Origin of the sequence: Kitasatospora sp. NPDC057595 (assembly GCF_042800875.1) — a bacterium.
Classification (GTDB): Bacteria; Actinomycetota; Actinomycetes; order Streptomycetales; family Streptomycetaceae; genus Kitasatospora.
Window position 1 is genome coordinate 18,792 of the sequence record NZ_JBHVGL010000021.1, and the last position, 21,845, is coordinate 40,636.

At 75.8% G+C, this 21,845-nt stretch carries 16 protein-coding genes and 1 riboswitch; of the genes, 9 read left to right on the forward strand and 7 right to left on the reverse strand.

Features of this window, described 5'->3' with window-relative positions:
- Positions 1 to 33: 33 nt before the first annotated feature.
- The 4 genes from egtC to ACFU9E_RS27375 all read right to left on the reverse strand — a co-directional run bounded on the left by egtC (position 34) and on the right by ACFU9E_RS27375 (position 4,290).
- Positions 34 to 771 (reverse strand): ergothioneine biosynthesis protein EgtC, encoded by a 738-nt coding sequence (gene egtC, locus ACFU9E_RS27360; RefSeq protein WP_380686261.1) that lies wholly within the window; start codon positions 769 to 771, stop codon positions 34 to 36.
- A complete protein-coding gene (gene egtB / locus ACFU9E_RS27365; protein ID WP_380686263.1) occupies positions 771 to 2,258 on the reverse strand; it encodes an ergothioneine biosynthesis protein EgtB in 1,488 nt (495 codons plus the stop codon). Before egtB ends, egtC begins: the two co-directional genes overlap by 1 nt.
- The gene (gene egtA, locus ACFU9E_RS27370; RefSeq protein WP_380686265.1) at positions 2,255 to 3,616 is read right to left on the reverse strand and encodes an ergothioneine biosynthesis glutamate--cysteine ligase EgtA; all 1,362 of its coding nucleotides are present in this window, start codon (positions 3,614 to 3,616) and stop codon (positions 2,255 to 2,257) included. Before egtA ends, egtB begins: the two co-directional genes overlap by 4 nt.
- 209 nt (positions 3,617 to 3,825) lie before the next feature.
- Positions 3,826 to 4,290: an SRPBCC family protein gene (locus tag ACFU9E_RS27375; RefSeq protein ID WP_380686267.1), complete on the reverse strand. Its 465-nt coding sequence runs from the start codon at positions 4,288 to 4,290 to the stop codon at positions 3,826 to 3,828.
- 227 nt (positions 4,291 to 4,517) lie between these two features.
- Between ACFU9E_RS27375 and ACFU9E_RS27380 the strand changes: the two genes are divergently transcribed.
- Complete coding sequence (locus ACFU9E_RS27380) at positions 4,518 to 5,324, forward strand: SAM-dependent methyltransferase (RefSeq protein ID WP_380686269.1); 807 nt, start codon at positions 4,518 to 4,520, stop codon at positions 5,322 to 5,324.
- On the forward strand, positions 5,321 to 7,438 hold the full coding sequence (locus tag ACFU9E_RS27385; protein WP_380686271.1) for a putative bifunctional diguanylate cyclase/phosphodiesterase: 2,118 nt from the start codon (positions 5,321 to 5,323) through the stop codon (positions 7,436 to 7,438). The genes ACFU9E_RS27380 and ACFU9E_RS27385 overlap by 4 nt, the downstream gene beginning before the upstream one ends.
- 82 nt (positions 7,439 to 7,520) lie before the next feature.
- Here the strand turns inward: ACFU9E_RS27385 and ribA are convergent, their stop codons facing one another.
- On the reverse strand, positions 7,521 to 8,177 hold the full coding sequence (gene ribA, locus ACFU9E_RS27390; protein ID WP_355374748.1) for a GTP cyclohydrolase II: 657 nt from the start codon (positions 8,175 to 8,177) through the stop codon (positions 7,521 to 7,523).
- Between the two features lie 329 nt (positions 8,178 to 8,506).
- Between ribA and gdhA the strand changes: the two genes are divergently transcribed.
- From gdhA to ACFU9E_RS27410, 4 genes are all read left to right on the forward strand, one after another.
- The gene (gene gdhA, locus ACFU9E_RS27395) at positions 8,507 to 9,886 is read left to right on the forward strand and encodes an NADP-specific glutamate dehydrogenase (RefSeq protein ID WP_380683231.1); all 1,380 of its coding nucleotides are present in this window, start codon (positions 8,507 to 8,509) and stop codon (positions 9,884 to 9,886) included.
- A 238-nt stretch (positions 9,887 to 10,124) separates the two neighbouring features.
- A complete protein-coding gene (locus ACFU9E_RS27400) occupies positions 10,125 to 10,991 on the forward strand; it encodes a GyrI-like domain-containing protein (protein WP_380683230.1) in 867 nt (288 codons plus the stop codon).
- A 68-nt stretch (positions 10,992 to 11,059) separates the two neighbouring features.
- The gene (locus ACFU9E_RS27405) at positions 11,060 to 11,968 is read left to right on the forward strand and encodes an NADP-dependent oxidoreductase (RefSeq protein WP_380683229.1); all 909 of its coding nucleotides are present in this window, start codon (positions 11,060 to 11,062) and stop codon (positions 11,966 to 11,968) included.
- 11 nt (positions 11,969 to 11,979) lie between these two features.
- Positions 11,980 to 12,762, forward strand: coding sequence for a VOC family protein (locus ACFU9E_RS27410; protein ID WP_380683228.1), 783 nt, complete (start codon positions 11,980 to 11,982; stop codon positions 12,760 to 12,762).
- On the opposite strand, the gene lnt is transcribed toward ACFU9E_RS27410, so the two are convergent.
- Together lnt and cobN are read right to left on the reverse strand one after the other, a co-directional pair.
- Positions 12,726 to 14,351: an apolipoprotein N-acyltransferase gene (gene lnt, locus ACFU9E_RS27415; protein ID WP_380683227.1), complete on the reverse strand. Its 1,626-nt coding sequence runs from the start codon at positions 14,349 to 14,351 to the stop codon at positions 12,726 to 12,728. The genes ACFU9E_RS27410 and lnt overlap by 37 nt on opposite strands.
- A gap of 76 nt (positions 14,352 to 14,427) precedes the next feature.
- The gene (cobN, locus tag ACFU9E_RS27420) at positions 14,428 to 18,042 is read right to left on the reverse strand and encodes a cobaltochelatase subunit CobN (RefSeq protein ID WP_380683226.1); all 3,615 of its coding nucleotides are present in this window, start codon (positions 18,040 to 18,042) and stop codon (positions 14,428 to 14,430) included.
- A 161-nt stretch (positions 18,043 to 18,203) separates the two neighbouring features.
- Positions 18,204 to 18,289: riboswitch (cobalamin riboswitch) on the reverse strand.
- Positions 18,290 to 18,455: 166 nt separating this feature from the next.
- On the opposite strand from cobN, the gene ACFU9E_RS27425 reads away from it, so the two are divergent.
- From ACFU9E_RS27425 to ACFU9E_RS27435, 3 genes are read left to right on the forward strand one after another with little or no spacing between them, the layout of a single operon-like run.
- A complete protein-coding gene (locus ACFU9E_RS27425; protein WP_380683225.1) occupies positions 18,456 to 19,679 on the forward strand; it encodes a cobalamin biosynthesis protein CobG in 1,224 nt (407 codons plus the stop codon).
- The gene (locus ACFU9E_RS27430) at positions 19,676 to 20,302 is read left to right on the forward strand and encodes a precorrin-8X methylmutase (RefSeq protein WP_380683224.1); all 627 of its coding nucleotides are present in this window, start codon (positions 19,676 to 19,678) and stop codon (positions 20,300 to 20,302) included. The genes ACFU9E_RS27425 and ACFU9E_RS27430 overlap by 4 nt, the downstream gene beginning before the upstream one ends.
- Complete coding sequence (locus ACFU9E_RS27435; RefSeq protein WP_380683223.1) at positions 20,299 to 21,816, forward strand: precorrin-2 C(20)-methyltransferase; 1,518 nt, start codon at positions 20,299 to 20,301, stop codon at positions 21,814 to 21,816. The genes ACFU9E_RS27430 and ACFU9E_RS27435 overlap by 4 nt, the downstream gene beginning before the upstream one ends.
- Positions 21,817 to 21,845: the final 29 nt, after the last annotated feature.

Genomic DNA, 21,845 nt, shown 5'->3' on the forward strand with positions numbered 1-21,845 from the left:
GGTGAACCGGGCGCCGGCTCCGGGCCGCCGCGCTCAGAGCGGCTTGACGGTCACCCCGTCCGGCCCGGCCAGCAGCAGCGACCGGTCCGGCACGGCCGTCCAGTCGGGGTGGTCGTCGGAGGGCTCGGAGGCGACCAGCACGCCGAGCCCGGGCACCGTCCGGTGGTGCAGGGTGTCGCCCCAGGCGGTGGCGGCGATCTCCCGGCCGTCGGTGAGCAGCAGGTTGATCCGCCCGGTGGTGTGCGCGACGGTCTGGGCGACGGTGTCGGCCAGCGCGTCGCCGAGCCCGGCGCCCGCGCGCAGCCGGTGCAGCGCGAGCGCCCACAGCAGCGCCGAGTCGGTGCGGGCCACCAGGCCGAGCAGTTCCTGCGGCGGCAGCAGCGCGGCGAGCGCGCCGGTCCGCTCCGGCCAGCCGGCCAGCGCCCCGTTGTGGCTGAACAGCCAGCGCCCGGCGGCGAACGGCGCGGCCGCCTCCTCGCCCGCCGCGCAGCCCTCGGTGGCCGAGCGGACCGCCGCCAGCAGTGCCCGGGTGCGCAGGACCCGGGCGAGGTCGGCGAACGACTCGTCCGCCCAGACCGGCCCGGCCCGGCGGTAGCGGGCCGGCACCTCGTCGCCGTCCGCGTACCAGCCCAGGCCGAAGCCGTCCGCGTTGACCGTGCCGTACTGCTGCAGGCGCGGCGCCCAGGACTGCCGGTAGAGCCCGGACGGCGGCTCCACCAGCAGGGTCCGGGGCGCCACCGGCTCGCCCAGGTAGGCGAGGTGGCGGCACATCAGTCGGCCCCCGCGCCGGACCGGCCGCCGGCGGAGCCGCCGGAGCGGCCGCCCGCGCCACCCGCACCGGGCCGCCCGCCGTCACCGGCGTCGACGTCGGCGGCGGTGCGGAACCCGGCGAAGATCTGCCGGCGCACCGGATAGTCCCAGTTGCGGAAGGTGCCCCGGCAGGCGACCGGCGCCACCGCGAAGCAGCCGCCGCGCAGCACCTTGTACTCCGGCCCGAAGAAGACCTCCGAGTACTCCCGGTACGGCCAGGCCCGGAAGCCCGGGTAGGGCCGCAGGTCGCTGGCCGTCCACTCCCACACGTCGCCCATCAACTGCCGTACCCCGTACGGCGACCGGCCGTCGGGGTAGCTGCCGGCCGGGGCCGGGCGCAGGTGCCGCTGCCCCAGGTTGGCGTGCTCGGGGCCGGGGGCGCCGTCGCCCCACGGGTAGCGCCGGGAGCGGCCGGTGGCCGGGTCGTGCCGGGCGGCCTTCTCCCACTCGGCCTCGGTCGGCAGCCGGCGCCCGGCCCAGCGGGCGTAGGCGTCCGCCTCGTACCAGCTGACGTGCAGCACCGGCTCGTCGAGCGGTACGGGCTCCAGCACGCCGAAGCGGCGGCGCAGCCACTGGCCGTCCTCGTACTGCCAGAACAGCGGTGCGCTCAGCCGGGCGCTCTGCCGGTGCGCCCAGCCCTCGGGCGTCCACCAGTGCGGCTCGTCGTAGCCCCCGTCGGCGAGGAACCGCAGATAGGCGGCGTTGGTGACGGGGGTGGTGTCCAGCCGGTAGGCGGGCAGGTCGACGCGGTGGGCGGGGCGTTCGTTGTCCAGTGCCCACGGCTCGGTGTCGGTGCCCATGGTGAACGGGCCGGCCGGGATCAGCACCTCGGCGGGCAGCGTGGCGGCGTCCGCCGGGGCGGGCGGCGGCGGGGGAGCGGCGAGTGCGGGCTCGCCCCTGCGGAGCTGATGGGTGATCAGCATGGTCTCGTCGTGCTGCTGCTCGTGCTGGGCGATCATGCCGAAGGCGAAGCCGGCGTCCAGCAGCGGGGCGCCCTCCAGCGGGCTGGCGGCGAGCAGGTCGAGCACCCGGCCGCGGACCTCGCCCGCGTACGCCCGGGCCTCGGCGGGCGGCAGCAGCGGGAGGGTCGGCCGTTCGGCGCGCGGGTGCTGGAAGGCGTCGTAGAGCGGGTCGATCTCCGGGTGCATCGGGTCCCGGCCGCCGACGTTGCGCAGCAGCCAGAGCTCCTCCTGGTTGCCGATGTGCGCGAGGTCCCAGACCAGCGGGGACATCAGCGGGGAGTGCTGGGCGGTGAGGTCGTGGTCCTCGACGCAGTCGGTGAGCGCGGCGGTGCGGGCGCGGGCGGCCAGCAGTTCGACGGCGATGGTCTCGCGCAGCACCTCGGGCGACACGCTGTCGGGCGACACGGTCCCCGGCGGCACGGTCTCCGGCGGGGGCGCGCCCCCGGCGTCGTGGGCGGTCCCGGCCTCGCGGGCGTCGTCGATCATGGTGCGGCCTCCTCCGGGGGAGTGCGTCGGGTGCCGGAGCGCAGGGCGTCCAGCTGGTCGTCGGCCGGGCAGCGGCCGCGCGCGGGGTAGCGCTCGGCGAAGGCGGCGACGGTGGCGCGCAGCCGTTCGGCGCCGGGCAGCCGGCCCAGCGCGGTGTCGGCGGCGGCGAAGCAGGCGAGGGCGGCCCGGCGCAGCGCGGGGTCGGCGGTGGCCAGCGCGGCGGCCCGGCACCACAGGTCGCTGCGCGGCGGGCGCGGGTCGTCCGCGCCGTTCGGCGGCTGCAGCGGTTCCAGGGCGGCGAGCGCGGCGTCCGCGGCGAGCGGGTCGTCCAGCAGCGCGGTGACCAGGGCGGTCGGCACGATCCAGCCGTCGCCGGGCTGGGCGTCGATCATCCGCAGTTCCAGGTGGCCGCGGGGGCGCACCGGCGGGAAGAGCGTGGTGCGGTGGTAGTCGAGGTCGTCCAGGGTGGGCGGGTGCTCGCCGGCGCCGCGCAGCCAGTCGCGGAAGGTCATTCCGGCGGGCGCGGTCCACGGCCGGTCGTCCTGGCGGCGTACGCAGAGCACCTCGGCGTCCAGCACGTACCCGGCCCAGGACTCGCGCGGGTCGCCGTGGTCGGGCGCCGGGGCGAGGGTGCGGGTGGGGTCCATCCGGGACCAGACGGTCTGCCGGGTGGAGCGGTGCCCGGTGGGGCGGCCGTCCAGCAGCGGCGAGTTGGCGAAGGCGGCGACCAGGACCGGGCCGAGCCGGTGGGCGAGCAGCCAGCGGCGCCGGTAGGCCTGCGGGCCGTCCTCCGTCCCGGAGTCCAGACAGACCTGGAGGGAGGCGGTGCCCGTCATCATGATCCGGCCCCAGGGGCCCGCCGCGTCGAAGTGGCGCTCCATCGCGAGGTAGCGCGGATGGTCCAGCACCATGGTGCGGGGGCGGTCGAGCGGGTCGGTGCCGGTGCCGGTGAGGCGAAGGCCCTGGGCGGCGAAGGCGGCCCGCAGGGCTCCGAGGTCGCGCCGGGTGTCGGCGACGCAGGTGGTGAGGCTGTCGGCGGGCGGGGAGCTGAGCTCGACCTGACCGCCGGGTTCGAGGGTGAGGCGGGATCCGGAGGGGAGCGAGGTCCCGTCGGGGCCGCCTAAGGGCAGTGCTTCCAGTGCGGCGTGCAGCCGTTCCGGGGGGACCGGTCGGTCGGGACATCGGTCGTCGTGGACGAACCACTCGGCCTCGACGCCGACCAGCCGGGGCGGGCCGATCTTGAAGCAGACGCCCGACATGTGGCTGCGGGCGGCCGACTCGGTGAGCGGGGTCACCGCGTCGGCGCGCGGTGCGGTGCTCTGCCGGTCGGTGGGGTTGGGCGGTCGAAGGGGTATCACCGGACTCACCATCCTTCTGGACACGGGTGCGGCCCGGTCTACCCTGCCCAGTCTGCCCCGGACCATGCGGGGGCGCCGCGCAAACATCGGGCGAAGGCGCATCGCCGCAGGCCGGGGCGATGCGAAAGGGTGAACAGTCGGTGAACCCGGGTGCGCCGGGGTGCACGAAGGCCTGCGCGGGCGTGCGCAGGTGCACGCGGGCGCGCGCCTCAGTCGCCCGGCGCGCGGCGGGCGGCCAGGTGCGCTGCCAGACCGCGCCGGCCCCGTCGCATCATCACCGCGTGGTTGGCGCGGAAGAGCGGCCGGGCGGGAAGCGCGAGCCGGCGCAGCAGCGGCTTGGCCGGGCGGGTGTCCTCCTGGAACAGGGCCAGGGCGCCGCCCGCGCCGTCCTCGGTGACCGTCCAGCGCGACCAGCCGGTGAGGTCGCCGTGCATGGCCGCCTCCAGCACCCTGGCGCCGGGGTCCCGCCGGACGGCGGTGAGCCCGATGACCAGCCGGTAGGGGAGCAGCGCGCGCACCAGCACCTCGCCGCGCTCCGGCCCGGTCTCCCGGACGGCCCGGATCTCCGGCCACCAGCCCGGGTACCCGGCGACGTCGGCGAGCGCCTCGAACACGTCCCGCGGCGGCGCGGCCAGCCGCCACACCCCGTGGAACCGGTAGTGGTTGGGGTCCACGGGACGCACTGTAGCGGCGCGGGCCGGGGCGCTGGGCACGGCGCCGGGAGGAGCCGGGGAGCCGGCGGCGCGGCCCGGGGTGGAGTGGGTCACTCCGCTTGCATGCGTTCGGCGTGCAGAGGAGGATCTTTTGTGCTTGTAGTCTCATCAGTCACAGCTGCCACATTCGGCGGCTGGTCCACCAGATCCACCAGATCCACCGGATCCGGAGCGAAGGAGTCCCGAGGATGCGGCGACCGAACTGGGTACCGGAGGGCACGGACCTGGACAAACCGAACGCCGCACGCGTCTACGACTACTACCTCGGTGGCTCGCACAACTTCGAGGTCGACCGGGAGATGGCCCGCAAGGCCATCGCGCTGTGGCCGGAACTGCCGCAGATCATGCGCTCCAACCGGGCCTTCCTGCGCCGCGCCGTCCAGTTCGCCGCCGAGCGCGGCATCGGCCGCTTCCTGGACATCGGCTCCGGGATCCCCACCTTCAACTCCGTGCACGAGATCGCCCGCGCCATCCGCCCCGAGGCGCAGGTCGTCTACGTGGACCGCGACCCGGTCGCCGTCGCGCACAGCCGCCTGCTGCTGGAGGACGACCCGGGCAGCTCCGTCGTCCAGGCCGACCTGCGGGACGTCGAGGACCTGATGTCCCGCCCCGAGGTGACCGCCCTGCTCGCCGCCGGCGAGCCGGTGGCCGTCCTGCTGGTCGCCGTCATGCACTTCGTCGAGGACGCCGAGGACCCGTGGAAGCTGATCGCGGTGATCCGCGACGCCCTCCCGCCGGGCAGCGCCCTCGTGCTCTCCCACGCCTCCCTGGAGAGCCGCCCCGACCAGGCCGAGGACCACCAGCGGCTGTACCGGATGACGCCCACCCCGCTGACCATGCGCACCCACGAGCAGATCGCCGCGATGTTCGAGGGCTTCGAGCTGGTCGAGCCCGGCATCGTCCACCTGCCGCAGTGGCGCCCGGAGCAGCCCGGGACGGTCGGCGAGCACCCCGAGCGGATCGCCGGCGTGGCGGGCGTGGGGCTCCGTCCGTGACGGAGGCACCGGAACCGAGCAGCAGCGCCGAACGGTTCCACGAGGACTGGGCGCGGCTGCTCTCCGGTGACCACGGGACGGCGGTCCACCCCGGCCTGCTCGGCCGGCTCGTCTCCCGGACCGCGGGCCTGCTCCACCGCGCCCAGCTCGACCACCCCTTCGAACCCCACCTGGCCTCCACGGCCGGGGCCGAACTGGTCGACGCCCACTTCACCGACCCGGTGGTGCTCGCCCGGGCGGTCGAGCTGCTCCAGCGCCACCCCGCCGCCGACGGCCGCGGCCCCGCGCTGAGCGGCGCCTTCGCGGCCGGCTGGGCGGCCGCGCTGCGCGAGCGCACCCTGCGCGAGCAGGAGGCCATCCGCACCGCCGCCGATGTCGCCCGCAAGGAGGCCGAGCGGGCGCTGCGCGCCTCCGAGGCCCGCTTCCGCGCGCTGTTCGAGAGTGCCGCCATCGGCATCGGCATCGGCGACACCGACGGCAACATCCTGGCCGCCAACAAGGCCCTCCAGGACCTCTTCGGGGCCGGCCCCGAGGACATGATCGGCCGCCGGGTCGGCGACCTCGTCCACCCCGAGGACACCGACGGCGTCTGGGAGGCCTACGAGGAGCTGATCAGCGGCAAGCGTGACTACTTCCAGTTCGACAAGCCGTACTACCGCCAGGACGGCGAGATCATCTGGACCCATCTGACGGTCTCGCTGATCCGCGACGACGACGGCGTGCCGCAGTACCAGGTGGCCATGCTGGAGGACGTCACCGACCGCTACCGGCTCCAGGACCGGCTGCGTCACCAGGCCACCCACGATCCGCTGACCGGTCTGCCCAACCGGGCGGCGTTCTTCGAACGGCTGGAGAAGCTCTTCGAGGACCCGGACCCGGGCGCCCGGTTCGGCCTCTGCTACGTCGACCTCGACGGCTTCAAGGTGGTCAACGACAGCCTCGGCCACGACACCGGCGACGAGCTGCTGTGCGCCGTCGCCGCCCGGCTGAAGGCCGCGCTCGGCCCGCTCGGGCACCTGGTCGCCCGGCTCGGCGGCGACGAGTTCGTCGTCCTGCTGGAGAACAGCCGCGGCGAGCAGGAGGCGGTCGCCGCCGCCAAGACCGTGCTGAAGGCGCTCTCCGGCCCGGTGCTGATCGGCGACCACAAGCTGGCCGTCGGCGCCAGCGTCGGCGTCCTGGAGCGCCGGGTCTCCACCACCACCCCCGGCGCCGCCGTCCGCGCCGCCGACCTGACGCTCTACCGCGCCAAGGAGGCCGGCCGGGGCCGCTGGATCCTCTTCGACCCCAAGGAGAACGCCCGCGCGGTCTCCCGCTACGCGGTCTCGGTGCGGATGCCCGCCGCCCTCGACCGCGGCGAGTTCTTCATCGACTACCAGCCGCTCTACGCGCTCGCCGACGGCCGGCTCACCGCCGTCGAGGCGCTGGTGCGCTGGCGCCACCCGCAGCTCGGCGTGCTCGGCCCGGACGAGTTCGTCACCACCGCCGAGGAGACCGGGCTGATCATGCCGCTCGGCCGCTGGGTGCTGGAGCAGGCCTGCGGCCAGGCCGCCGAGTGGATCAAGCGGTTCGGCGACGCGGCGCCCCAGCTCAACGTCAACCTGGCGGTCCGGCAGGCCCGCAGCGCCGCCCTGGTCGGCGACCTGGGCCGGATCCTGGACACCACCGGCCTCGACCCGGCCCGGCTCCAGCTGGAGATCACCGAGTCCACCGTGGTCGGCCCGGAGGACGAGGCGCTGCGCACCCTGCACGGCCTGGTCGGCCTCGGCGTCTCGCTCGCGGTGGACGACTTCGGCACCGGCTGGTCCAACCTCGCCTACCTGCGCGACCTGCCGGTCTCCGGCCTGAAGATCGCCGGCTCCTTCGTCGGCGACCTGCACGACCCGGCCAAGGACGAGGAGACCGGCTGGCGGATCGTCAGCGGCCTGGTGTCGATGGCGCACGCCCTCGGACTGACCGTCACCGCGGAGGGTGTGGAGACCGGCCGGGACGCCGAGCGGCTGCGCGTCATCGGCTGCGACTGGGCGCAGGGCTGGCACTTCGGCCGCCCGGTGCGCCCGGCCGAGATCGCCCGCCGGATCACCGAGGAGCCGCGCGGGCGCCCGGTCGCCGGCTGAGCGCCCGCGCGGGCGCCCGCCGGCCGCGGGGCAGGAAGGCCGCGGGGCAGGAGGGCCGCGGGCAGCAGGGCCGCGGGGCTGCTCAGCCCACCAGCCGGGACAGCTCGATCGAGTGCCCGGTCCGCTCCGCCTTGGCGCGCAGGTAGTGGACGTTGCTCTCCGAGACGTGCACGCCGGTCGGCACCCGGAGTTCGACGGTGACGCCGAGGGCGGCCAGCTGGGCGGCCTTGTCGGGGTTGTTGCTCAGCAGCTCGACCCCGCCGACGCCGAGCGCGCCGAGCATCTGGGCGGCGGCGGTGTAGTCGCGCCCGTCCTCCGGCAGGCCGAGCGCGGTGTTGGCGTCGTAGGTGTCGAGGCCGGAGTCCTGCAGGGCGTAGGCGTCCAGCTTGTTGTACAGGCCGATGCCGCGCCCCTCCTGACGCAGGTACAGCAGGTACCCGCCGGCGGTGGCGATCCGCTCGACGGCCTCGCGCAGCTGCGGGCCGCAGTCGCACCGGGCGGAGCCGAAGACGTCGCCGGTCAGGCACTCCGAGTGCAGCCGCACCAGCGGCGTCGCGCCCTCGGGCACCGTGCCGAGCGCCAGCGCCAGGTGCTCGGCGCCGTCGGCCAGCCCGTGGAAGGTGAACACCTCCGCCTCCGTGCGGTACCCGTCCGGGAAGGCGAGCGGTATCCGCACCCGGGCCCGCACCCGCACGGCGCCGGCGGCCTGGGAGGAGTCGTTCTGCTGCAGCTGCGGCATGGCCGGGCCTTTCGTGACGGGCGGTTCGGGTGGGGCTCGGGTGTCGACGGTACTAGGTAGTTCCAATTTGAACAACATCCGGAAGGGGGTCCATCGGGGGTCGGCGCAGCTCACGAGCGGGTTGCGGGGAGAGGTCCGCTCGGACAGGGGCGGACAAACAGGGGGTTGCAATGAGAGACTGTGCCCGCGCGAGCGGTCCAGGAGTTGCCGCGCTGGTGTTTTTTGCGCCGTGACGCCCTCAATGGCGAGGGGACCGCCGGTGCCTTTGCCCCCGGGACGACGGGGGAGGCGCCCTGTCTGTCGATTCAGACCATGGAAGGTCCTCAGAGATGTCGGCTACCCCCGTGCCCGCTGCGTCCCACGACGCCGGCAACCCCGCCATTGAGTCGCTGTACGCCGAGGTGCTCCGCCGCAACCCCGGCGAGCCCGAGTTCCACCAGGCGGTGCACGAGGTCGTGGAGACCCTCGGCCCCGTCCTGGCGCGCCGCCCCGAGCTGGCGGACGCCCGGATCGTCGAGCGGATCGTCGAGCCCGAGCGCCAGGTGATCTTCCGCGTGCCGTGGACCGACGACCGGGGCCGGATCCACGTCAACCGCGGCTTCCGGGTGGAGTTCAACAGCGCGCTCGGCCCCTACAAGGGCGGCCTGCGCTTCCACCCCTCGGTGAACCTCGGGATCGTGAAGTTCCTGGGCTTCGAGCAGATCTTCAAGAACGCTCTGACCGGCCTCGCCATCGGCGGCGGCAAGGGCGGCTCCGACTTCGACCCCAAGGGCCGCTCGGACGCCGAGGTCATGCGCTTCTGCCAGTCCTTCATGACCGAGCTGTACCGCCACCTGGGCGAGCACACCGACGTCCCGGCCGGGGACATCGGCGTCGGCGGCCGGGAGATCGGCTACCTGTTCGGCCAGTACAAGCGGATCACCAACCGCTACGAGTCGGGCGTGCTGACCGGCAAGGGCATCGGCTGGGGCGGCTCGCAGGCCCGCACCGAGGCCACCGGCTACGGCTGTGTGATCTTCACCCAGGAGATGCTGCGCGCCCGCGGCGAGGAGCTGGACGGCCTGCGGGTCTCCGTCTCCGGCTCCGGCAACGTCGCCCTGTACGCGATCGAGAAGGCCCAGCAGCTCGGCGCGACCGTGGTGACGGCCTCCGACTCCACCGGCTTCGTGGTGGACGAGAAGGGCATCGACCTCGATCTGCTGAAGGAGATCAAGGAGGTCCGGCGCGGCCGGCTCACCGAGTACGCCCAGCTGCGCGGCGGCCACGTCCGCTACCAGGAGGGCACCGGCGTCTGGAGCGTCCCGGTGGACGTGGCGCTGCCCTGCGCGACCCAGAACGAGCTGGACGAGGCGGACGCGCTGGCGCTGGTCCGCGGCGGCGTGCGCGCCGTCGCCGAGGGCGCCAACATGCCGACCACGCCGGAGGCGGTCCGGGTGTTCCTGGAGGCCGGCGTGGCCTTCGGGCCGGGCAAGGCGGCCAACGCGGGCGGCGTCGCCACCAGCGCGCTGGAGATGCAGCAGAACGCCTCGCGCGACGAGTGGTCCTTCGAGCGGACCGAGGAGCGGCTGGCCGAGATCATGCGGAACATCCACACCGCCTGTCACACCACGGCGGAGAAGTACGGCCGCCCCGGTGACTACGTGCTGGGTGCCAACATCGCCGGCTTCGAGCTGGTGGCGGACGCCATGCTGGCGCAGGGCCTGATCTGACCCCCGGCCGCGAGGCCGCCGCACCACCGCACGACCACCCCGCCTCCCCGACCGGTCCCCGCGGCACCGGCCGGGGAGGCGGCGCGTTTCCCGGTGATCCCGGTGATCCCGGTGATCCCGGTGATCCCGGTGAACGGGCCGGGCCACCCGACCGCAGCGGGCACCGGTTGTCGGGCCCGGGCGGGCGGCCGCCGCCTACGGTGAGGAGCGTCAGAGGGAAGGACGGGGGCGGGGAACGGTGCTGGACCGGCTCAACGAGGCCATGGAGTACATCGAGGCGCATCTCGGCCAGGAGGTCGACGCGGCCGAACTCGCCCGGATCGCGGTGACATCGGAGTACCACTTCCGGCGGCTGTTCTCGGCGCTCGCCGGGATGCCGCTCTCCGAGTACCTGCGCCGGCGCCGGCTCACCCTGGCCGGTGCCGAGGTGCTGGCCGGCGAGCGCACACTGCTCGACGTCGCGGTCCGCCACGGCTACGGCTCGGGCGAGGCCTTCGCCCGGGCGTTCCGGGCGATGCACGGGGTCGGCCCCGGCGAGGCCCGGCGCTCCGGCGCGGTGCTGGTCTCCCAGCCCCGGATGTCCTTCCGGCTCGTCGTCGAAGGGAGTAGCAGTATGGAGTACCGGGTCATCGAGCGGCCGGCCCTGCGGATCGTGGGCCGGCGGGCCCGGGTCCCCCTGGTCCACGAGGGGGTGAACCCGGCGATCGCCGCGTTCGTCCAGGGCCTCGGGCGGGCGGAGATCGACCGGATCGCGGCCCTGTCGGAGCAGGAGCCGGAGGGCATCGTCGCGGTCACCGAGTTCTTCTCGGACAGCCGGGAGGAGGGCGTACCGCTGGACTACTACCACGCGGTGGTGACCGGGGCAGGGAGCGAGGCGCCGGCGGACCTCGACGTGCGCGAGCTCCCGGCCGGCACCTGGGCGGTGTTCGCGAACAGCGGGCCGTACCCGCGCGCGCTGCAGGAGCTGTGGCGGGACGTCTTCACCCAGTGGTTCCCCTCCAACCCCTACGAGTTCCGGCACGGCCCCGAGATCCTGCGGGTGCGGCCGGACGGCGACCGGGCCGAGGCCGAGCTCTGGATCCCGGTCGTCCGAGTGGCCCAGTAGAACCACCTCCGGGCGGCCCCCGCCCGCATGCTGGGGCGGGGGCCGTCGAGCGGAGAGTGGGAGCGGGGATGGCCAAGGCGTTCGGGTTCGTCGACTACGGCGGGCCGGAGAATCAGGAGTTCCTGGACCGGCCGGTGCTGGAGCCAGGGCTGGGGCAGCTGGCGATCACCGTCCGGGCGGCCGGGGTGAACCCGGTCGACTGGAAGGTCCGCCGGGGCTGGCTCGGCCAGGTGCGCGAACTGCCCGCCGTGATGGGCTCCGAGGCGGCCGGCGTGGTCGAGCGCGTCGGCCCCGGCGTCACGGGGTTCACCCCGGGCGACGAGGTGTTCGGGATCGCGGCGGCCGGCGCGTTCGCCGAACAGACGCTGCTCGCCGCCGCGTCGAGCGCGGTGAAGCCGTCGAAGGTCGGCTTCGACCAGGCCGCCACCCTGCCGGTGGCGGCGGCGACCGCCGACGACGGGGTCCGCGACGTCGGCGTGGGCGCCGGGCAGACCCTGCTGATCCTCGGCATCGCCGGCGGCGTCGGCAGCATGGCCGCCCAGATCGCCCGCAGCCGCGGCGTGCGCGTCATCGGCACCGCGGGCGACGCCAACCGGGAGTACGTGACCTCACTGGGCGCGGTGCAGCTGCGCTACGGCGACGGCGTCGCCGACCGGATCCGGGCGGCCGCGCCGGACGGCGTGGACGGCATCCTCGACCTGGTCGGCGGGGACGACGCCCGGGCGGCCGCCGTCACCCTGGACGACCGCTCCCGGCTGGTCTCCACCTCCGACCCGACCACCGCCCAGGAGCTCGGCGGCCGCTACATCACCCGGTCCACCAGCCCGGAGACCCTGGCCGCGCTGGCCGAACTCGTGGCCGCGGGCGAACTGGACCCGCACATCGTCAGCCGCTACCCGCTGTCCCGCGCCGCCGAGGCGGTGGCGCTCGTCGAGTCGGGGCACGCGCGCGGCAAGGTCGTCCTGGACATCGGCTGAGGAGGCCCGCGATGAAGCAGCAGACGGTGACGACCGGCGGGCCGTGCTGGGTCGAGCACGGCAGTGCCGATCCGGTGGCCGCCCAGCGGTTCTACGGCGAGCTGTTCGGCTGGCGGCCGGAGCCCGACGAGCGCCCCGAGGCCGGTGGCTACACGTTCATGCGGCTGGACGGCGCGGTGGCCGCGTCGGTGGCCCCGCTCTACGGCGAGGGCCAGCCGACCGCCTGGAGCGTCTCCTTCCTGGTCGAGGAGGCCGACGCCACCGCCCGCAGCGTGGTCGCGGCGGGCGGCAGCGTGGTCGTCGAGCCGATGGACGCGCTGGACTACGGCCGGTTCGCGATCGTGGCCGACCCGTCCGGCGCGGTGTTCGGGCTCTGGCAGGCGGGCCGGCTGCGCGGCGCCGAGGTGCTCAACGTGCCCGGCGCGCTCGGCTGGGTGGAACTGCTCACCCGGGATCCCGAGGCCGCCCGCGCCTTCTACCCGGCGGTGTTCGGCTGGAAGGCGGGCCCGTCCGCGCAGTACACCCAGTGGGGCCTGGCCGACGGGGACTTCGGCGGCATGCTGACCATGGGCGAGGACTTCCCGCCGCAGGTGCCGCCGCACTGGCTGCCGTACTTCTCGGTCGCCGACGTGGACGTCTCGGCCGCCCGGGCCGGCGGCCTCGGCGCGAGCGTGCTGATGGCGCCGGTCGACGTACCGGGCGGCGGCCTGCGGATCGCCGTGCTGCGCGACCCGCTGGGCGCGGCGTTCGGCCTCTACTACCGCTCGGAGACCAGGGGCGCGTCCGGGGGCTGACGCCGGCGCAGCGCGACCGCCGCCGCGCCGGCCGTCACCAGGACGGCCGTCAGCGGCACCACGTCCCCCACCCGCAGGTACCAGGTGGACGTGGCCGGAGCGGTCAGAGGCACCCGCACGACCAGGGCGCCGGTGTCGTCCGTACTCAGCCGCGCCAGCTCCCGCCCCTGCGCGTCGAAGGCCGCCGACACCCCGGTGAGCGAGGCCTGCACGGCCGGCCGGCCGGTCTCGGCGGCCCGGATCGCGGCCAGCGAGACGTGCTGCTCGGGCGCCCAGCTCCGCTGGAACGTCGAGGTCGACGACTGGTAGACCAGCACCCGGGCGCCCTCGCGCGCCGCCGTCCGCGCCATGTCGGGGAACGCCGACTCGAAGCAGATCAGCGCCCCGACCGGCAGCGCCCGCCCCTCCCGGTCCACCGTCGGCAGCAGGTGCTGGTCACTGCCGGGCGCCCGGTTCTCGCCCGCTGCCCGGCTGACCCCGGCGACCCAGCCGAGCACCGGTCGCAGCGGGATGTACTCGCCGAACGGCACCAGCCGGATCTTGCGGTACCGGTCGACCACGCCCTGCGGCGACACCAGCACCGCGTCCTTGGAGATCCGCCCGTCCGCCTTGCGCGCGTCCTCGCCCGCCAGCAGCTCGGCCCCGGTCGCGGCGGACAGCGCGCGCAGCCGCCCGAGCGCCGCCGGATCGCGGTCGAGGTCGGCGGTGGTGCTGGACTCGCCCCACACCACCAGGTCCACCGGGTGCTGCCCGACCAGGGCGGCGGTGGCGCGGGCGCTGGCCTCGAAACGGGCCTGCGGATCCTCGACGATCCCGGGCTGGACCAGGGCGATCCGCACCTCCTCGGCCCCTTCCGGGGCGGCCGGTGGCGCCGGGCGCAGCGCGAACAGCAGCGGCCCGGCCACCAGCGATCCGACGGCGAGCAGCGCCGCGGCGGCCCGCGGGCGCGGGTCGACGGCGGTGAGCACCACCAGCACGGCGGTGTTGACCGCCACCACGGCGGCGCTGACCAGCCAGATCCCGCCGGCCGAGGCCAGCGCCAGGACGGCCGGGTGCTGCCACTGGGTGGCGCCGAGCAGCGCCCACGGCCCGCCCAGCGCCGGCAGGGAGCGCGCGTACTCGGTGGTCAGCCAGACCGCGGCGACCACCGGCGGCGCGAGCAGCGCCCGGCGCACCGTCAGCGGCGGGTGCAGCAGCCGCCACACCGCGAGGCCCACCCCGGCCTGCAGCGACCCGAACACCACGGCGATCAGCGGCAGGGCCGGCCCGACCGAGGACAGCAGCCAGGACATCCCGGTCAGGATGAACCCGGCGCCGAACCACCAGCCGCGCACCGCCGCCTCGCGCGGCCCCGGGGCCCGCTGCATCAGCAGCAGGCCGGGGACCAGCGCGACCCAGGCGAGTGCCGCCACCCCGGGTGCGGGGAAGGCGAGCACCGGCACCGCCCCGGCGGCGAGCGCCGCCAGCCGGGGCCGGTAGCGGGCGGCGGCGACCCGGCCGGGGCGGGCGGCGCGCCGGGCGCCGGCCGCCGTCGGGGTGAGCGGACCGGAGGGGCCGTCGGGGCCGGTGAGCAGGGGAGGGCGCGGCATGATCCGTATTGTCCGCTTGGCGCGGCCCCGTCACCAGCCCCGTGATCACTCGAACGGCCTACGTCTTCGGCACGGGCTACTCGCCGTCGCCCTCCAGGTCGCCCTCGGTCTCCAGGAACGCGGCCTGCAGCTGCTCGATCAGCTCCGGGTCCGGCCGCTCCCACAGCCCCCGGCTCGCCGCCTCCAGCAGCCGCTCGCTGATCCCGTGCAGCGCCCACGGGTTGGCGCCCGCCAGGAACTCCCGGTTCACCGGGTCCAGCACGTACTCCTGGGTGAGCTTCTCGTACATCCAGTCCGCGACCACGCCGGTGGTGGCGTCGTACCCGAAGAGGTAGTCGACGGTCGCGGCCATCTCGAACGCGCCCTTGTAGCCGTGCCGCCGCATCGCCTCGATCCAGCGCGGGTTGACCACCCGGGCGCGGAAGACCCGGGCCGCCTCCTCGGTCAGGGTGCGGGTGCGGACCGTCTCCGGGCGGGTGGAGTCGCCGATGTACGCGGTCGGCGCCTTGCCGGTGAGCGCGCGCACGGTGGCCACCATGCCGCCGTGGTACTGGAAGTAGTCGTCCGAGTCGGCGATGTCGTGCTCGCGGGTGTCGGTGTTCTTCGCGGCGACGGTGATCCGCTTGTACGCGGTCTCCATCTCCTCGCGGGCCGGGCGCCCGTCCAGCCCGCGTCCGTACGCGTAGCCGCCCCAGACCGTGTACACCTCGGCGAGGTCGGCGTCGGTGCGCCAGTCGCGGCTGTCGATCAGCTGCAGCAGGCCCGCGCCGTAGGTGCCGGGGCGGGAGCCGAAGACGCGCACGGTGGCCTTGCGCTCGTCGCCGTGCACGGCGAGGTCGGCCTGGACGTGGGCGCGCACGTGGTTGTCCGCCTCGGGCTCCTCCTGGGCGGCCGCCAGCCGGACGGCGTCGTCCAGCAGCGCGACCACGTGCGGGAAGGCGTCCCGGAAGAAGCCGGAGATGCGCAGCGTGACGTCGATCCGCGGGCGGCCCAGCTCGTCGAGCCCGATCGCCTCCAGGCCGGTGACCCGGCGTGAGGCGTCGTCCCAGACCGGGCGGACGCCGAGCAGCGCGAACGCCTCGGCGATGTCGTCGCCGGCGGTGCGCATCGCGCTGGTGCCCCACAGCGACAGGCCGACCGAGGGCGGGTAGGCGCCGTCGTTGTCGGCCCGGTAGCGCTCGACCAGCGAGGCGGCGAGCGCCTGCCCGGTCTCCCAGGCGAGCTTGCTGGGGACCGCCTTGGGGTCGACGGAGTAGAAGTTGCGGCCGGTCGGCAGCACGTTGACCAGCCCGCGCAGCGGCGAGCCGGACGGGCCGGCGGGGACGAAGCCGCCGCGCAGCGCGTGCAGCACGGAGTCCAGCTCGCCGGTGGTCGCGGCGAGCCTCGGCACGACCTGGCCGGCGGCGAAGTCCAGCACCTCGCGGACGGCCTCCGGGAGTCCGGCGGCGACCTTCCCGACCGCCTCCGGCGCCCAGTCGGCGGCCTCCATCGCCTCGACCAGCTCGCGGGCCTTGGCCTCGGCCGCGTCGGTGGCGCCGAGGGTGAGCGCGGCCTCGTCCAGGCCGAGCGCCTCGCGCAGGCCGGGCAGCGCGCTGACGCCGCCCCAGATCTGCCGGGCGCGCAGGATGGCGAGCACGATGTTGACCCGGTCGGTGCCCACCGGGGCCTGGCCGAGGACGTGCAGCCCGTCGCGGATCTGGGCGTCCTTGACCTCGCAGAGCCAGCCGTCGACGTGCAGCAGGAAGTCGTCGAAGCCGTCGTCCTCGGGGCGCTCGTCCAGGCCGAGGTCGTGGTCGAGCCTGGCGGCCTGGATCAGCGTCCAGATCTGGGCGCGGATCGCGGGCAGCTTCGCCGGGTCCATCGCGGCGATGTTGGAGTGCTCGTCGAGCAGCTGCTCCAGGCGGGCGATGTCGCCGTAGGAGTCGGCGCGGGCCATCGGCGGCACCAGGTGGTCGACCAGGGTGGCGTGGGCGCGGCGCTTGGCCTGGGTGCCCTCGCCGGGGTCGTTGACCAGGAACGGGTAGACCAGCGGCAGGTCGCCGAGCACCGCGTCCGGGCCGCACTCGGCGGACAGCGCGGCCGTCTTGCCGGGCAGCCACTCCAGGTTGCCGTGCTTGCCGAGGTGCACCACGGCGTGCGCCCCGAAGCCGCCGTCGGCCTGCGCGGCGGCGATCCAGCGGTAGGCGGCCAGGTAGTGGTGGGACGGCGGGAGGTCCGGGTCGTGGTAGATCGCGACCGGGTTCTCGCCGAAGCCGCGCGGCGGCTGGATGAGCACCAGCAGGTTCCCGGAGCGGATCGCGGCGAGCACGATGTCGCCGTCCGGGTTATGCGAGCGGTCGACGTACAGCTCGCCGGGGGCCGGGCCCCAGTGCTCCTCGACCCGGGTGCGCAGGCCCTCGGGCAGACCGGCGTACCAGCGGCGGTAGTCGGCGGCCGGGATGCGCACCGGGTTGCGGGCCAGCTGCTCCTCGGTGAGCCAGTCCTGGTCGTAGCCGCCGGCCGCGATCAGCGCGTGGATGAGGGCGTCCCCCTCATGGCCGTCGTCGGTGTCCGTGTCCAGGCCGGGCAGCTCGTCGCCGAGGTCCATGCCCTCGGCGCGCAGCGCGGTCAGCAGCCGGATCGCGCTGGCCGGGGTGTCCAGGCCGACGGCGTTGCCGACCCGGGCGTGCTTGGTCGGGTACGCGGACAGCACCAGCGCGAGGCGGCGCTCGGCGGCCGGCACGTGCCGCAGCCGGGCGTGCGCGACGGCGACCCCGGCGACCCGGGCGGCGCGCTCCTCGTCGGCGGCGTAGACGGTCAGGCCGTCCTCGTCCAGCTCCTTGAAGGAGAACGGGACGGTGATCAGCCGGCCGTCGAACTCCGGCACCGCGATCTGGGTGGCGGTGTCCAGCGGGGACAGGCCGTCGTCGCTGGCCTCCCACTGGGCGCGCGACCAGGTCAGGCAGAGCGCCTGGAGGATCGGCCGGTCCAGCGCGGCCAGCGCGCCGGCGTCCCAGGCCTCCTCGTCGCCGCCGGCCTGCGCGTCGGCGGGGCGGGTGCCGCCGGCCGCGAGCACGGTGGTGACCAGGGCATCGGCCTCGCCGAGGGCGGCCAGCAGCTCCGGCTCGGCGCCGCGCAGCGAGGCGCAGTAGTACGCCCGGGCCTGCGCGCCCCGGTCCTCGATCGCCCGGCAGAGGGTCTCCACGAAGGCGGTGTTGCCGCTCATGTGGTGGGCGCGGTAGTAGAGCACCGCGACGGTCGGGCCCTCGGTGGTGCGGGCCTCGCGCTCCAGCGGGCCCCAGGCCGGGGCGGAGGCCGGCGGGGCGAAGCCGTGGCCGGTGAGCAGCACGGTGTCGGAGAGGAAGGCGGCCAGCTCGGCGAGGTTGGCCGCGCCGCCGTGCGCCAGGTAGGCGTGCGCCTCGGCGGCGATGCCGGCCGGGACGGTGGACAGCTCCATCAGCTGGGCGTCGGGGGCCTGTTCGCCGGTCAGCACGACCACCGGGCGGGGGCCGGCGAGCAGCGCGTCCAGGCCCTCCTGCCAGGCGCGGCGGCCGCCGAGCAGCCGGACCACGACCAGGTCGGTGCCCTCCAGCAGGGCGGGCAGGTCCTCGGGCGTCAGCCGGGCCGGGTTGCCGAGCCGGTAGCGCACCGGCCCCTCGCCGGCGCGGGCGCTCAGCAGGTCGGTGTCGGACGTCGACAGCAGCAGGATCATGCGAAGGCCCTCCCGGCCTCTCCGGCGGACATGGGGGCCGGCACGGGGGCGGGTGCGGGGACAGGCATGGGCATGGGCGACCGCGGGATCGCGGGCATGCGGCGGCGCATGGCATCAAGCCTTCCTCGGGGTCCGCGCCCCGGGCCGGTGGAGGACGGCAGGAGTTCCTGGCTCCCGCGACTCCCCGGACTCCCGGTGAACCGCGGTCACAGTGGCGGGACCGCACCGGGTTCGCACCGGTTTCCTCCCCTGCGCCGTCGCTGGCGTGCGGACGGTCCGCGGGACCGCCCGCGAGCATCGTACGGGGTTGCGGCGGGCCCGGGGGAGTGCAGGTCACGGGCCCGCCGGGCGGGGTCGTACGTGTGACCGACGGTACGGCGTCAACCCGGCGGAGCATCTGTATGCTCGCCGCCATGCCTCCCGAACCCGACGCCGCCGCGCCGGGCGCTGCCGTGCCCGACCGGGCGCGTCCGGACGCCTGCCCCGGGGCGCTTCGACTGCACCCGGCCGACGACGGCGCCCTGGCCCGGGTCCGGCTGCCCGGCGGCCTGCTGACGGTCGGTCAGGCGCTGGTGCTGGCCGACGCGGCGCGGGAGCTCGGCGACGGCCGGCTGGAGGTCACCTCGCGCGGCAACGTCCAGCTGCGGGGCCTGGCTTCGGACTGCGGCGGCGAACTCGGCGGGCGGCTGCGCGCCGCCGGACTGCTGCCCTCCGACACCCACGAGCGGGTGCGCAACATCGTCGCCTCGCCCGGCCCCGCCGCCGGCCCGGCCGATGTGCGGGCCTGGGCCCGCGAACTCGACCTGGCCCTGTGCGCGGCCCCCTGGGCGACCGGCCTGTCCGGCAAGTTCCTGTTCGCCCTGGACGACGGCAGCGGCGACGTCGCCGCGCTGGACGCCGATGTGACATTGATCGCAGGCCCGGACGGCGCCGCCCTGCTGCGCCTGGGCCGGGCCGCCACCGTGCGGCCGGTGCCCGCCGGGCGGGCGGTCGGCGCGGCGCTGGAGGCGGCCCGCGGGTTCCTGGACGCCCAGCGCGCCGCCGGCGTGCGGGCCTGGCACCTGCGCGAGGTGCCCGAGCTGCTGCCCCCCGGCCCGCTGCCGATGCCCGTACTGTCCGGCACCCGCCCGCCGCTGGGGGCCCTGCCCGGGGGCGGACTGCACGTCGGCCTGCGTTTCGGCCGGGCCTCCACCGGGCAGTGGCGCAGCCTGGCGCACGCCGCCGAGGGCGAGATCCGGCTCACCCCGTGGCGCGGCGCGGTGCTGCCCGGCGCCCCCGCGGAGCGGCTCGCCGCCCTGGCCGCGGCCGGGCTGCGGACCCGGTCCGGGACGGCCTGGGACGGCGCGAGCGCCTGCACCGGGCTGCCGGGCTGCGCGAAGTCGCGGGCCGACGTCCGGGCCGACGCGGCCCGGGCGCTGGACGGCGCCCCGGCGGACGTCGGCGGCCTGCCGGTGCACTGGTCGGGCTGCGAGCGCCGCTGCGGCCACCCGGCCGGCCGCCGGGTGGACGTGCTGGCGACCGGGCGCGGGTACCGGGTGGCGGTGGACGGCGCGCCGCAGGGGCGGGACACCGCCGTGGAAGTGACGAACGAGGAGATGGCCGCGGCGGTCGCCGCGGCCCGGAGGACCACCACGTGATCGAGTACGAGAAGGACGGCGCGGCCATCTACCGCCAGTCCTTTGCCACCATCCGGGCCGAGGCCGACCTCGCCGCGCTGCCGGCGGACGTCTCCCAGGTCGCGGTGCGGATGATCCACGCCTGCGGCATGGTCGACCTGGTCGAGGACCTGGTGTACTCGCCGGGCGTGGTCGCCTCGGCGCGCGCCGCCCTGCGCGCCGGTGCGCCGATCCTGTGCGACGTCAACATGGTCGCCAGCGGCGTCACCCGCAAGCGGCTGCCGGCCGGCAACGAGGTGATCTGCACCCTCGCCGACCCGTCGGTGCCCGAGCTGGCCCGGGCGATGGGCAACACCCGCAGCGCCGCCGCGATGGAGCTGTGGCTGCCCCGGCTGGAGGGCGCCGTGGTCGCCGTCGGCAACGCGCCGACCTCGCTCTTCCGCCTGCTGGAGCTGATCGAGGCCGGCGCCCCGCGCCCGGCCGCGGTGATCGGCGTACCGGTCGGCTTCATCGGCGCGGCCGAGTCCAAGGAGGCGCTGGCCGCCCACCCGGCCGGCCTGGAGCACCTGGTGGTCCGCGGCCGGCGCGGCGGCAGCGCGATGGCCGCCGCCGCGATCAACGCGATTGCGAGCGAGGAAGAGTGACGCAGCAGCAGCACAGCACCGGCCGGCTCTACGGCGTGGGCCTCGGCCCCGGCGACCCCTCGCTGGTCACCGTCCGCGCCGCCGAACTCATCGGCGGGGCCGACGTGGTGGCGTACCACAGCGCCCGGCACGGCCGGTCCATCGCCCGGTCCATCGCCGAACGCTATCTGACGGGCGGTCAGATGGAGGAGCCGCTGGTCTACCCGATCACCGTCGAGACCACCGACCACCCCGGCGGCTACCGGGGCGCGCTGGACGACTTCTACGAGGAGGCCGCCGCCCGGCTGGCCGCCCACCTGGACGCCGGCCGCGACGTCGTGGTGCTCGCCGAGGGGGACCCGTTCTTCTACGGCTCCTACCAGCACATGCACAAGCGCCTGGCCCACCGCTACCCGACCGAGGTGGTGCCCGGCGTGACCTCGGTCAGCGCCGCCGCCGCCCGGCTCGGCCAGCCGCTCACCGAGGCCGAGGAGACGCTCACCGTCATCCCCGGCACCCTGCCGGAGGAGGAGCTGACCGCGCGGCTGGCCGCCGCGGACTCCGCCGTCGTGATGAAGCTCGGCCGCACCTTCCCGACCGTGCGCCGCGCCCTGGAGCGGGCCGGCCGGCTGGCCGACGCCCAGTACGTCGAGCGGGCGTTCATGGCGGGCGAGCGGACGGCGCCGCTGGCCTCGGTCGACCCCGAGGGCGTGCCCTACTTCTCGGTGGCCGTGCTGCCCAGCAGGGTCGCCCCGCTGGAGCCCCCGGCGCCCGACCTGAGCGGACCCGGCAGCGTCACCGTCGTCGGCACCGGCCCGGCCGGCCCGCTCTGGCTCACCCCCGAGGCGCGCGGCGCGCTGTCCGCCGCCACCGACCTGGTCGGCTACACCACCTACCTGGACCGGGTGCCGGTGCGCCCCGGCCAGGCCCGGCACGGCTCCGACAACAAGGTGGAGTCCGAGCGCGCCGAGTTCGCCCTCGACCTGGCCCGCCGCGGCCACCGGGTGGTGGTGGTCTCCTCCGGCGACCCGGGCGTGTTCGCGATGGCCACCGCCGTCCTGGAGGTCGCCTGCGAGGAGGCCTACCGGGACGTCCCGGTGCGGATCGTCCCCGGCATGACGGCCGCCCACGCGGCCGCCTCCCGGGCCGGCGCCCCGCTCGGCCACGACTACGCGGTGGTCTCGCTCTCCGACCGCCTCAAGCCCTGGGACGTCGTCGCCGCCCGGCTGCGCGCCGCCGCCGCGGCGGACCTCGTGCTCGCCCTGTACAACCCCGGCTCGAAGTCCCGCACCACCCAGGTCGGCCTCGCCCGCGACCTCCTCCTGGAGTACCGGGAGCCCGGGACCCCGGTGGTGCTGGCCCGCGACGTCGGTGGCCCCACCGAGCGGGTGCGCACCGTCCGCCTCGCCGACCTCGACCCCGCCGAGGTGGACATGCGCACCATCCTGCTCATCGGCTCCTCCCAGACCCGGCACGTCCCCCGCCCCCCGCACCCCGACGTCACCTGGACCCCCCGCCGCTACCCGGAGGCCTGACCCGGCGCGGGCCCGGGCCTCCACGCGGG